The organism is Acinetobacter sp. TG2027 (genome assembly GCF_000302435.1).
Lineage (GTDB): Bacteria > Pseudomonadota > Gammaproteobacteria > Pseudomonadales > Moraxellaceae > Acinetobacter > Acinetobacter pittii.
Genome location: NZ_AMJN01000003.1, coordinates 1 through 13,518 on the forward strand (window position 1 = coordinate 1; position 13,518 = coordinate 13,518).

A 13,518-nucleotide genomic window follows, 5' to 3' on the forward strand; every position below is an offset into this window, starting at 1 on the left:
ACAGCGACAGATGCAGCAGGTAATGAATCAGTACCGGCAACGGAAGTTGTAGATACTGTACCTCCAGTAATTGCTATTGATGAATTGGATGATGTTGATCCGATCACAGGTACGGCAGAACCAGGTTCAACAGTAACTGTAACCTTCCCAGATGGTAGTACCATTACTACTACTACAGAAGGTGATGGTACTTGGTCTGTAGCTAATCCTGGCACATTAGTAACTGGCGATGTTGTAACAGCAACAGCGACAGATGCAGCAGGTAATACTTCATTACCAGTCACATCTATAGTTCCAGTTTTCATTGATGCTATTGATGATATTGCTACGGTATTAAGTGAGGTTAATCCTGTAGTAACTCATCCTGATATTCCGGGTGGTGCGTTAGTAACCTTCCCATCATTATCATTGATTGGGCCAATTATTGACTTGAAAGGTCAAACACCAATTACAGTGACTGTACCTGAAGGTGGAATTGCATCGTTTGATGTATCTTTTGGTGGAGTTCTAATAGGTGGTGGTATTGGTTCTTATGACCTTAATATTCTTCGTTATAACGAGAATACTGGTGGGTATGAACTGTACAGCAAAATAGACAACGCTGGTATTATGGTTGGATTCATTGGTGGAGTTATGGGTGGAGGAGCATCCATCAGTAATCTACCTGAAGGACAATATGCACTTGTATTAACTCCAGGTGAGGGCGTACAAGTTACAGGAATTGGTATTGCTTCAATTTCTGTTACCAACGAGGTGTTGAGTGATTATGGTGATGTCGTTGCGAAAGGTAATGTGATTACAGCAAATAATCCTGAAAATCCAACGGACGTTGCTGATGTGATTCATGCTGGTGAAACAGCAACGGTTATCAGTGTTGCTAATGAAGATGGTGTGACAACTGCTCTACCACAAGACAGTGAAGCATTTACTCGTATTCAAGGTGAATATGGTGAGTTGTTTATTGATAAGAATGGTAATTATGAATACATCCGTGATTTCACCATTCCAAATAGTCTAGGTAAAGTAGATAGTTTCACTTACACCATTCAGGATAGTGACGGGCATCAAGATACAGCGACTTTAAATGTTCGCATTGATACAAATGATCTTGATATCACATGGCCAGAAGATCCAACTCAAGATGGTGTAGTAGAGTTGACGGCAACTGATAATACAGCAGCAGCTGCGATTACGTTAGTTCCATCAACTAATACAACTGTTGATACGGGTAGTATGGCTGCAAGTAGTACGAAACCGTTATTTGGTGCTGCTACTTCAGTTGCTGGTAGTGATACGAGCGATGTGATTAATGTCGCTGCAAATACTGCCGCATCGCTTAATTTCTCTGTAACTACACAAGGTGGTATCCTCGATAGCTCTGCTAATGGTGATACTTTCAGTTATCAAGTGCAAAAACTTGTGAATGGTGTTTGGACAACTCAACCTGGAGCATCAGCTTCTGTTGTACATTCATCACCAATCTTAGGTGATGCTGGCGGTACTGTGTTGATCAGTGGCTCTTATCAGGTTTCTGCATCAGACACTGCTAGTCAATGGCGTGTCGTGTTTGGTAGCACAGAATCTAATATTCCTCTGATTGCTGGAACGAATACAACTACTGTCAACACTACTGTAAATGCTACTTTCACACATTATGACCAATTCGTTGGTAATGGCGCGACGGTAACTGCTACGGGTAACTTGTTAACAGATGATTCTGGTAATGGTGTAGATGTAACGGGTGGAGCAAGTACAAAAGTATTTGTAGAAACTTCGCCTGGTACATATGTACAAGCGAATGGTCAAACAATCACGGTTGAGGATGGTACATTCGTTGTTTCGGCAAATGGAACATATACGTTCACAGCAAATAGTTCTGCTACTTCTGGTGATGTCGCTACATTGAACTATAAACTGGTTGCTGCAACAGGTGATGAAAGTACACCTGCAACTTTGACCGTGAATATTGGTAGTGAGACCATCAGTACCGCTAGCCACGACATTATTACTACTGGAGCTGGTGCAGATACAGTTGTCTATAACTTACTGAACGCTGCTGATGCAACAGGTGGCAATGGTAAGGATGAATGGACTGACTTTAATTTGGCACAAGGTGATAAAGTTGATATTAGTTCATTGTTAAATGGTGCTAATGCAAGCAATATCTCTAATTATGTGTCTGTTACTTCTGACGGTGCGGGTAATACTTTGATTAGTATTGATCGAGATGGTACTGGAAATACATATAACTCAACTGATCTCATTGTATTGAAAAATACAGATACAACACTGGATGAGTTATTGAATAATAATCAGTTGTTGTTTTAATTGATTGTTGTTGATAGAAAACTGTAAATAGAAGAGAAGGCATAAGTGCCTTCTCTTTTTTTATTTAAAAATAGTTTTTAAAAGCATTAGTCGCAGTAAATGGCTTATTTAATATTTTTGAAAGTAAAATTAACTAGATTTTTTTATTTTTAATAACTTTTTTTAAGAGACTTTGAAATTTATTTTTCTCTATATTGCTTTCGTTGGTTTTTTCTAGAGTTATCAATAAAGTATTTAAAACTTTTTGGTTGAAATGAGCTGAATTTTGATCAATTTCTTTCCAATGATATAAATTCCAATTATTTAAAATAGAAATTTGTTGATCTTGTCTTCCAAGATTTTCGAGAAACTTTTTCATAAAGACGGTTCCTTTTAAATATTGATCTTGAAAAACAGGTTGTCCATCAGTGTATCTCTGTTTTATGAGAGAAGAGGGTAAAAATAGTTTTCCATCAGATGTATCTACAAGTGTAGTAAGACGGTTCCATAATTGAGATGTCCTATAAGTTCTTTGCAAGATGTATTTGTCAAAATCTTCTTCATTTTTCGGCAAATTTCTTTGTCCATATGTACCAAACTTATCTTTTCTGATAATCCCTTCTGACCAAGCTGCCAAGCTTTCTGTCAGCCAAGGTTGCTTAAACATCGTATAACCATAGGTATAAAGATGAAATAATTCATGTGCTATTAATGAAGAGTCAGTAGTTAGATTTGGAATATTATTGCTAATAAGAATAATTAGAGCACAAGCATTTTTTTTTAATGGATTATTGGAATGTCGATGGGGCTCATCATAAGCTAGTCCGAGCCCATCAAGCTTCTGTATTTGTATATCAATATATTGGACGTTATTTTTATAGCGTGGACTATTCAAAGGATCTTGGTAGCCTAAAACGGACCAAGCTTTCCGTATGGTATTTGCTTGAATAGCAATATTTTCTACATAGTCAGGAATATGATTTAGATTTTTATCCAATTGAAGTTTTAAAGCATTATCACCAGATGTAGTATAAAAAATACGCAGATTATTCATGCCATAATAGACTTGATCAAGTTGTTTAACAACAGGAGGGCTACTTGAATAACAATCAGTTTTTGCATGAATATAAGTAGATACACAAAATGTAGAGAATAATAAAACCAAAGTTTTTTTATGCATAAAAAACATTACTGAATAGCCTGGAAAAGCTCTTGCCATTTTAGGGCAAATTGTTTTTGATCTGTGAGTCGACTACATGCATATGCATTTTCACTAAGTTTAAGCCGTTTGTGTTCATCTTTTAATAAAGAAACTACTTTCTGTGCAAATAATTCTTCATCTTGAAAAGTAACTAAATAGCCATTTTCATCATGATTAATCATGTCTGATGGTCCGTAATCGATGTCATAACTCACGACAGGGCAGCCATGGCATAGGGCTTCTAAAACTGCCATACCGAAACCTTCAGATCGGCTAGAAAAAAGGAATAAGCTTGCCTTATTATATAAAGCATCAGTATTCTCATTATAGCCCATCAATTTAATATGGTTATTTAACTGATGTTCATCAATTTGACTTTGTAAGAAGTTATGCTCACTTCCAAAACCATAAATGTTTAAATAAGCATTGGTGATTACTTCTACAACTTTTTTAAAAATTCTAATTAAGCTATCTAAATTTTTCGCTTTATCATATCTAGCAATAGTTAAGCAAAACATTGGGTCTCTGTTTGAAAAATTGACATGGTCAATAGATTTTTCATATATATGTGGAATAACAAATAATTTCTCTTCCATTCCAAAGCGCTGTTGAATATGTTGTTTTTGGCGTTCAGTTAAGATTACTAGTGCATCTAATTCATTACTATATTTAAAATAGCTACGATAATGACGATTAATTGTAGAATTTTGAATATCATGACCATTTAGATGGGTAGCATGAATTGTCCCAATAAATCGCATGTTTTCTTGTTTTATCTCTCTAAGTGGTTCATAGAAATGAATTGCACGGTCGATAAGAATATACATCAGATCATTTTTATAAAGTTGAGAGATTTTTAAGAACCAATACTGAATGAGCTGAGATTCAGTATCAAAAACCTCATTAATAACACCTTGTTTATTAAATAAAAAAATATTTGAAACAATGTTTTTATTCTTTTCGTTGAGTTGGTAATTTTTTATAATAACTGGATAACCTTCTGTATGATAATAAGTTTCAGTTATTATCATTTGATTTTCTGGGTTGATGACTTGAATACAACTAAGATAACCATAAGAGTCATAAATAATTCGTCCTGTTTTTACACCTTTTTTGAAAGTATTCACATAACTTAAAGTAGGAGAGTCATTTTGCCGTATTTCGTACAAATAGTTTTTATTATTTTTATCATGAAAACGTTGATTGTAGGTGAAAGGAATTATAGTTTTTAAAATGTTACTGTTAAACATTTCTACCATAGGGCTATGAATTTTTTTATTAGCTAGTTTTAGATGAGTTCCTTGAAAATCACCATATAAATTGAGATATCCAATAGAAGGAGGAGCTAAGTTTGTAGATATAAGGCTCCAATAATTTTCTGCAAGTGAGCGATCATATTCAGTAGTAATAATTGTGGGGCTAATACCTAATTGTTCATTTAGTATTTTTGCGCGCTTTAAAAGAGCAAAAACCAATCCATTTTTCTTTTGGTCAATTTTTGGAAATAGAAAAAAATATTGAGATTTCATAATAAATAACCATTTTATAAGTTATACAACATAAAAGATTTGTTTGCTTAAGATGCTTTCAGTAAATCATTTTTTGTAAAAATTGGTGGGTGGTATTCATTTAATCTTTCTATATAAATTCTTTTTTCTAAATTTTTTATGAAATCAGATGGATCTGTAAAATTTAGACCTTTTAAATCATTTTTATGAAATTTCCACCATTTTAAATTCGTTAATTCATTAATAATTTTATCTTCGAATCTTTTACGAATTAATTTAGCAGGATTACCACCGACAATAGTATATGGTTCTACATTCTTTGTAATAACACTATTAGAAGCAATTATTGCTCCATCACCAATTTTAATATTATTTTTTAAAACTACATCAGCTCCTATCCAAACATCATTTCCGATAGTAACATTACGCCGACTTCTATAATTATGGGTGACTAATACTGGGTCAGTATCATGATAATCTTCAGTATAAAAGTGAGGAGAAGTAGAAACCCAATCGGTGAAGTGATGAGCACCCATAATTTTAATATTACTAGCTAAGCTACAATAGCGGCCAATAGAAACACCATAACCAAGATTTGAGGATGAATATGAGAAAGCACCAATTGTACAAAGGCTTAAAACACTATTATAAAAATTATTATGTCCTTCAAGTTTCAAATCATTATTTAATGTAATAAGCCGATTTGGATTTTTTTTTAGGAAAAACATATTTATATTGAGCTTTTTAAGATTTTCTTCAATTTTAAAAAATTCAACACTTATTGTTTCATTTGATAAAGTAAATATTTCTTCATTCATAAAGATACCTTTAATTAATCTATTAAAAAATTTTTGATATTTTAAAATCTATAATTAAAATTCCAAGTTAATCTTTGAAATACAAATAGTACGCAATATAACCTGACAAATTATGTTCTTGATCATCAATACGGGTACGAAAACGGTCATGCCTTACATAAAAAGAATTTAATATAGACCTAGGATTTTTCATATACATGGCTACTTCTGGATAGAAGAAACCTGTGCGTTGAAATTCAGCACGTAACTGAATAAGAGATTTTAATTCTTTGAATTTAGAAGATTTAAATAGATTTTCATGACCTTGCTCACTTAGGCGGTTTACCATTTTATAAGCAGACATCATCATCTCAAGGAAAGTAGCATATACTGTTTTACGATTTTTAATGAAGTCCATATGATTTAAATAGTTATTTATACCAAACTGATAGTATTTAACTTCTGGACATACTACTGTTAATTCATTCGTACAATAACTTAACCAATGATCATGATATTTTTCATATGAATTAGATATGAAGTTATCAAACATTAACTTAACAGTATCTAAAAGAACTTTATTATTATTTAACTGATAAAGCCTTAAGAGTGCCAGTGCAGCTTCGCCATCATAATAAACAATTCTAAATTTTTCTTTAATAGACAAGGATGGGTACTCCAAAATATGAGTGGTTTTTCCTGTTTTATCAATCATTTGAAGAATTCCATTTGCTATTTTTTCTGCATATTCTAGATATTTTTTATTTTTAGTAATTTCCTGATATTTTGTTAACATTAAAATAGTAGCTGCATTCGCACCAAGCTTGATCTCATAATTGTTGTCATTTCCATCAATCATATGAGCTGTATCTTCATCTATTAATTTATAAAAATTTTTGATGCTATAATCAATAGCTAAGTGAATTTTAGACCAATATTGATTGTTTTCTTCAATCTCAAAAGTTTCTAAAAGTGAATAAATTGAAGTGCAATGCCGTATTGTATTGTAGCTTTTAATTTCATTATTAAATGCAGGGAAATAGCCGTAGATAAATTTCCCATCTTCTAAAATTTGACTGGTTAGAAAACTAGCATTTTTATTAATTATTTCTTTAATATGAGATTTATCATTTTTATCAATGAACCTAACCCCATTTTCACAACCTCCACTTTGAAGTTTAATGAATTTACTATTTTCGTAAAATACACTTTCAGTTTCAAAAAGCCATACATCTTTAATTTTATTAATTTCTAATTCTTTTTGAATAGAAGGATATTTTTTCTTTATTGCATTATTTAAATTATTCTGGTCAATAAAATTTTTTTGATCATATGAAATTCCTCGTATGATTGCATTCCCATAAATTTCTTGCTCTAAAAAACATATATTGAAATCTTTATCAAAACTAATACCTTTCCTAAAATGATTATTATGCTTTTGATTAGATATATCATTGGTAACATCGGTCCAACTTTTTTTTTCTATTTGAGTTGCAATATCAAGTTTTATATAGGCTAGATAACGTTTATCTTTAAGAAAAATTTTTTCTAAAAAGTTATTTATTTTTTTTTGCAATTTTTGTATGTCAGAACTAGCAATTGAAAAAACTTTACAACGTTGATCTAGGCAACCATATGAGATAAAGACTATTTTTTTATCAGAGTCAGTCTGATCATATAGTGATATCCATTCACTGATCTGATTCTTTAAATTACTTAAATCTAAATATTTCAATTGATGTAGCATATTATGACCTAATTAAGTTAATCTTGGCTAGAAAACAATTAAATTGTTTTTAATCCCTTTTTTTAAAAAATAATAGAGTGATATTTAATTCTGTTTGTTATTGTATTTGTTTTTTTGTGGTACTAGAAGTGATTTTAAGGCTTGAGTTGTGTTTAAAATTATTCGAAATTTAATTCATATGTTTTAATTTAAGTGTGGTTTAAAACATAATTTATATTTTTATTTTTAATGCAATATAGCTTAATTTTTTGATAAAAATAAATGAATTATATGGTTTTTAATATTTCTATTTTTTTGTTGTTGTATTAACTAATCTTGGTTGTTAATTTAATTATCTAAAGTTTATCTGAATTAAAAGGTTAATTATGAAAAAAATAATTTCTTTATTGATGTTGTTAGCTGCTAATCATACTTTCGCTGCAACAGTTAGTATTGACTTAACTAATGGTAATTTTATCAGAAATGATGCGTATAGTGTTGTTACTTCTACTCAAGAACAATGTACACAATTGGATAATTCGGGAATCGGAAGAACAGTTTGGGTTGAAGTAAATTTAAATGGTTACTCATATAAGGAATGTATACGGTATTATTCTGCCGGATTACTCGAAAACCAAACCAATAATAGAGCAATTGCGTATTTTTCTGGTGATGTAGCAGTTGTAGGAGACAACGAACTTACATTCTATACTAGCAAAAAACCACAGGACAAAGTTAATGAAGCAGTCGTTTGGTCCACTCAGTTGTATAATTTCCCATATATTTTTGTAGCTCGTCCAGGGATTTATGGGTCATCTGGTGTACATAATGGTGCTAGAAAGCCATTGGAATCTTTATTAATGTCTGAAGCATTAAATAAAATTAAGCAAAGACATCAAATCCTTAATTATGTGTTAGTTGGGCATAGTGGTGGTGGTCATATTGTATCAGCCTTATTGTCAAAAAGGACTGATATATTATGTGCTATCCCAAGTTCAGCCCCTTCGTCACCAAAAATATTGGCTGAAGCATTGGGAAAGACGCCTGATCCGAGGCTATTTGAAACTGTAGATGCAATAACAGCACTTACACCTAAGCACCCAGCGAATAGAGTATTTGTAGTAGGGGATTTAAATGACAGTATTGTGCCTTGGGTTTCTCAAAAAGTACTTCATGAAAAATTGATTCAATTATCTTGGACATCAAATATCATAAATTTACAAGCAATTGACGGATCTCATCATGATGCGGCAGATAAAGCTAGAAAGATTGCTGGAATGTGTGCAAGGGGGCTACCAACCTTAAATATTCTTGACCAAGCAGCAAATTTATAAGCTTACTATATTGTTTGCGTAGAACTAAAAGTAATATTAGGTTTATCTGGTTTATGAGAAATAATTTTACGCAAATATTAAGAGATGAACTTACATTGAATCCATAAGTTGATCTATTGAGTTGATTATTAGTTAAATAGATCATTTATAAATGAAATAAAAGTTGGGATGAGGATGAATATAGTTATAAAAACTATAAATTATGAAAAATAAATTGTGAGAGATATTCTATCTCTCAAATTTTTTATAATTTTTGAAATTTAAGTATTTAAAACATAATTTTAAAACACTTTTTAAATTGTGGGTTATCTTAATGTATGTAAAATAAAGATAATTTTTTTCCATAAAAAATTATTATGAACTTAATTAATTTGTAATTGATAAAGCCTAGTTCTCATGTGAATATAATCTTGAGGATGTTTATTAAAACCATCCTCGTATTTCAGGTTTAGGTCATATTCACTAAGTCCACAACCTTACAGGATGTGGACTCTTCTTAATTAATAAAGAATTTAAAATTATATTGACTTCTTTTATTGTAATTTAAGAATACATAGTTGAATTTAGCCTAAACCTATTGTAGTAATATATCTATTATTAATAATCCTAATTCTATAAATTTTAATTTAAGATGGATTTTATAAAAATGGATGATTATATATTTAACATGAGGATTAAAATTAATGAAGAGTTTACTTCTATTCCAAATCGTATTTTCATTAACACTAATCTTGACGGGTTGTGTGAATCAGCCATATGGTCATCAATCAGTTTATTCACCACCTTCTATTAATACCATTGCTAGTCATAAATTGTATTTAATATCAGAAAAATCAAACCGACCGAGCTTTGGTACTGGAGAGGTTACAGAAGATAAAGCCTCTCAATATGCAAGTAATCATAAGAAGACAGTAATTTGTGATAAACATCATTATTATGCTGCCAGTAATGTTACTAGTGATCAGAAACAGACAAAAATTACTTTAGTAAGTGGTGAAGAGATTAATGTTTCTAAGTCATGCTGGGTAGAAGATGCAAACCCAAAAAATTCAATTTATGTTTCTAAATCATCTATTAGCCATGGTTTTTAATAATTAAATATATAAAGGGAGACTAAGCTTTAGTAGCTTACTCTCCTAAAAGTAATTAAAATAATTAATTGAAGCAATAGCTTGAAAGTAATTTTTATATAATTCTATATTCAGATTTATTAAATTGTTTTTTTCAATTTCTATTAAATATATCTTATCACTGTTTACTTCATTTCTTTTTAAAATAAATTCTATTACTGAACCTATTTCATTTTTTTTACTTAAGTTTAATTTTACTATAAAGACAGAAAAACCTCTTTCTTTCATTTTTTTTGCATAGAAAGTAGCATAAGTTTTAGTACTTTCTTTTAATCCTGTATCAAAAATAATAATTGCTGGAAAAGGCCCAATTCCTTCGGGAGTAAAAAACTCACCGGTTGCTGAGCCGGGTAGAGAATTCCAAAAAATATCATTCATATTAAATGTTTATCATAACTAAAAAAATAATTTTCATAATAATGCTTTAAAAAGCATTAAGTTAATTTATACAAAATGAAAATCATAAATTTAAAAAAGTTAAAGTGTTAAGTTGGTGTTTGAAATAAATTAATACTATCAAGTTTTTTTTGATAATTTGATTAAATTATTTCCGATAAAGCAACTTTACTTTGTATATATAAGATAATCAATAGTAAATATACATTAATTATTTTTTTACACAAAATTTCTTATAATTAATTGAAAATAAAGTATATTTTTGATTTGTTTAATTGGCTACTCTTAATTAATTAAAAATTAATGAAAATAAAAAAATCCTTAAAATTGTAAGACAAAATTAACTTAATATTGAATTATAACGAGTTATTTATAATATAAATTTTAAGAATAACAATATAGCTTGAATGTGTTTGTATATATCAATACGTTGTTGAGTCTGTCTTAAAATTTTTAATAATTAATTTGGTGTAGAAGATCAACCTTATTAAAAAATGTAACTCATCTCTAATTCCATTTTTATATATTCCATATTTATTTAATAGAATTAAACTTAAAAATTCCTAGTAACTACAATATATTAGTTTTAGTGGCATTGTTCAAAATCCTTTGAATTACTGTTCTTGTAACCGAAAATTCTTTAGCAAGTGAATACACACTATAGCCTTTTTTAAACAATTCGATCACTCTAGTTTTTTGTTCATTATTTAATATTTCCGGTCTACCAACTTTTCTTACCGGGTTGTGATCTTTGGTTTTTTTATTATTACACTTAAATAATTTCTCAAATTCAGCTGATAGCTTTAAAAAATGTAGAAAGAAAATTTTTAAGTCACCATTAATCTCATTTTTTGAGTAATCCAAGCATATTAGTCGGATTTTTTTTTGATCAATTTTATCAACTATACTTAAAATTTCCTCAAAACTGTTACCCAAGCAGTCCATGCTTTTTATCACTAAAATATCGCCTTCTTCTAATGAATAACTTATTAGATTAAGAAATTTATCTCTATAAATAATAGATTTATCAACCGATACTTCTTCTACTACTAATCTATTCTTTTGAATCTTATAGCCATACTCACTAAAAAAGGTGATATATCTAGAAAATTCAAACTGCAAATTAGGCTCTATTCTAACATAGGCATATGTACGCATATTAAAAACACCAAAATTAAACAAAAACAAAACAAATCTTAGCATCTTATTTTTTTAAAAAAAACATGAACTAAATCACAAAAGTGTACTATACAGTGTTTAAAACATGTTAATTAAATACATACTTAAATCTATATGGGTTATTAGGTTTTTTTATCATCTTTATTATATTAGTTAATAATTTTGTTAGTTCTATGATGTTTGTTTTTTTCATCTTTAATAATCTCCTTACTTAATTATTTGTGAATTTAATATAAATCTAATATTAAAATCTAGTTTTATTTTTTAATTAAATTAATTTAATGGTGTATGACGTAACAAAATATTATTGGGTCAATCTGCTAATTACTAGTTTTTTTGTTATCTAATTGATTTTAAATGAATTTTATTTTTTTGTGTTTTGTTTTTAATTGTGTTTTTAATTTTGATAAAAATAAAATACATAGTTTTAAAACTATTTAATGTGGTCGTTTTTAAATTATCTAAATTATAATTTTAAATCTTTTATTTATATTTCATAAACATGTTTTAAAAGAAATTAATATTTTCTTATATTTATAATTTATTTAATATTAAAATTTTTTATTATAAAAAATAAAGTATTTTTCAACTAATTTTTTAATAATTATATAATACTTTATTATATTATATGTGTTTAAATTTTGCCGTGTGGGAATTTTTAAAATTATGGAAATATAAAAATATTTACATTACTATAAAAAGTCTAAAATTAATAAACTAACTATATAACAAACAATAAGTGAAGAGCTAAAAAGTATATTTTGATTTGAATTTACTTTATAGATAATCTTCACATCACTCTAAGGAATAGGAGGAGATATGCGTATTTATGCCTATATACGAGTAAATTGTAGTATTGAAAATATTGAAGAAGAGAAAGAATCTTTTATTTCTTTATTAAATAGCTTTGATTATAAAATTCATCCTAAGAGAGTCATTTTTGAATTAGTATCAGTAGATAAACCTATTACTTTACGAACTATTTTTCTTAATTTAATTAACTATTCTTTAGAAGAAGATGATTTTTTAATAGTTAAAGGTATTGATTGCTTGGGTAGTAGTTTTACGGAGATATTATCATCTATTAAGTTAATTGAAAGAAAGAAAATTAAATTAATTATATTGGATTATTTTAATTGTGAATTTGAAGATGATATTAAAAATAATTTTATCCACTTTATAGAAATTTGCATTAATTTTGAAAAACTTTTTTTAATTAATTGTGTTGGACAAAAAAAATCTAGTTTATCCAGAAAAGGGGGTAGACCTGAAAAATTATCCAACGATCAAAAACAGGATGTTATTAATAAATTTAAGAAAGGTTTTAGTGTGTATTCGTTAGCTAAGGACCTTGCTGTCTCAAGGACAGTGATACAAAGAATAATTAAAAAATCTGACAATTAAGATATGAAAAATTTTGCTGTTAATAAGTGTTAAATCATGTTTTAAACTTTTATTTAATACTTATTAAATTAATATTTAAATTTTAAAATTAAATTCATATTGATATTTTAATATTTCTATTGATATTGTTGTATAGGCCTTTAGCTATATCTTAACTTATTAAAAGTTATATTTATTAACTTAAGGTTTATTTATATAATTTTGGTAGCTCGAAATATGGATATGAGTATTGATTTAATCAAATGGAAGTGTTCTATATGTGAAGGTTTTATAGTGGTTGATCATTCAAAAATACAAAAAGAAGATTTAGTACAATTTGTATTTAGACGCATAAATAAGAATGATTCTTTTTATTTTATTTATAAAGTTGGTTTAGTTATTGATCGAAAAGAAGAATTATTGATCATCAAATATAAGAATAGAATCTATAAGGTTTTCGAAAAAGATACTTATCCTGCAAGAGCGCCAACTCACCTTATCTATAATATGTTTTGGGTATGTACCTGTTAATTTTTATATTTTGATTTTAATATCTT

General features: G+C 28.6%; 10 protein-coding genes and 1 pseudogene. 5 read left to right on the forward strand and 6 right to left on the reverse strand.

The window, feature by feature from the left end:
- A partial coding sequence (locus B806_RS0101185; protein WP_017402509.1) for an ABSDF2314 family large adhesin occupies positions 1-2,328 on the forward strand: 2,328 nt, incomplete at its 5' end.
- A gap of 133 nt (positions 2,329-2,461) precedes the next feature.
- Here the strand turns inward: B806_RS0101185 and B806_RS0101190 are convergent.
- The 4 genes from B806_RS0101190 to B806_RS0101205 form a co-directional block, all read right to left on the reverse strand.
- Positions 2,462-3,526, reverse strand: coding sequence for a peptidase MA family protein (locus B806_RS0101190; RefSeq protein ID WP_227505001.1), 1,065 nt, complete (start codon positions 3,524-3,526; stop codon positions 2,462-2,464).
- Positions 3,496-5,037: a glycosyltransferase gene (locus tag B806_RS0101195; protein ID WP_017387356.1), complete on the reverse strand. Its 1,542-nt coding sequence runs from the start codon at positions 5,035-5,037 to the stop codon at positions 3,496-3,498. Before B806_RS0101195 ends, B806_RS0101190 begins: the two co-directional genes overlap by 31 nt.
- A 47-nt stretch (positions 5,038-5,084) precedes the next feature.
- The gene (locus B806_RS0101200; RefSeq protein ID WP_017387355.1) at positions 5,085-5,834 is read right to left on the reverse strand and encodes a CatB-related O-acetyltransferase; all 750 of its coding nucleotides are present in this window, start codon (positions 5,832-5,834) and stop codon (positions 5,085-5,087) included.
- Between the two features lie 67 nt (positions 5,835-5,901).
- Positions 5,902-7,560: a poly alpha-glucosyltransferase gene (locus tag B806_RS0101205; protein WP_017402510.1), complete on the reverse strand. Its 1,659-nt coding sequence runs from the start codon at positions 7,558-7,560 to the stop codon at positions 5,902-5,904.
- Positions 7,561-8,303: 743 nt separating this feature from the next.
- Here B806_RS0101205 and B806_RS19085 point away from each other — a divergent pair.
- Together B806_RS19085 and B806_RS0101215 are read left to right on the forward strand one after the other, a co-directional pair.
- A pseudogene (locus B806_RS19085) lies at positions 8,304-8,895 on the forward strand (hypothetical protein).
- A gap of 661 nt (positions 8,896-9,556) precedes the next feature.
- Positions 9,557-9,964, forward strand: a complete 408-nt coding sequence (locus B806_RS0101215) for a hypothetical protein (protein ID WP_017386595.1) — start codon at positions 9,557-9,559, stop codon at positions 9,962-9,964.
- A 45-nt stretch (positions 9,965-10,009) separates the two neighbouring features.
- Here the strand turns inward: B806_RS0101215 and B806_RS0101220 are convergent, their stop codons facing one another.
- Positions 10,010-10,381 carry a hypothetical protein gene (locus B806_RS0101220; protein WP_017386596.1) on the reverse strand — a complete coding sequence of 124 codons (372 nt, stop codon included), beginning with the start codon at positions 10,379-10,381 and terminating at the stop codon, positions 10,010-10,012.
- A 588-nt stretch (positions 10,382-10,969) separates the two neighbouring features.
- Positions 10,970-11,557 (reverse strand): recombinase family protein, encoded by a 588-nt coding sequence (locus B806_RS0101225; protein WP_017386597.1) that lies wholly within the window; start codon positions 11,555-11,557, stop codon positions 10,970-10,972.
- A gap of 840 nt (positions 11,558-12,397) precedes the next feature.
- Between B806_RS0101225 and B806_RS0101235 the strand changes: the two genes are divergently transcribed.
- On the forward strand, positions 12,398-12,982 hold the full coding sequence (locus tag B806_RS0101235) for a recombinase family protein (protein WP_017402511.1): 585 nt from the start codon (positions 12,398-12,400) through the stop codon (positions 12,980-12,982).
- Between the two features lie 216 nt (positions 12,983-13,198).
- Positions 13,199-13,492: a hypothetical protein gene (locus B806_RS0101240; RefSeq protein WP_017402512.1), complete on the forward strand. Its 294-nt coding sequence runs from the start codon at positions 13,199-13,201 to the stop codon at positions 13,490-13,492.
- Positions 13,493-13,518: the final 26 nt, after the last annotated feature.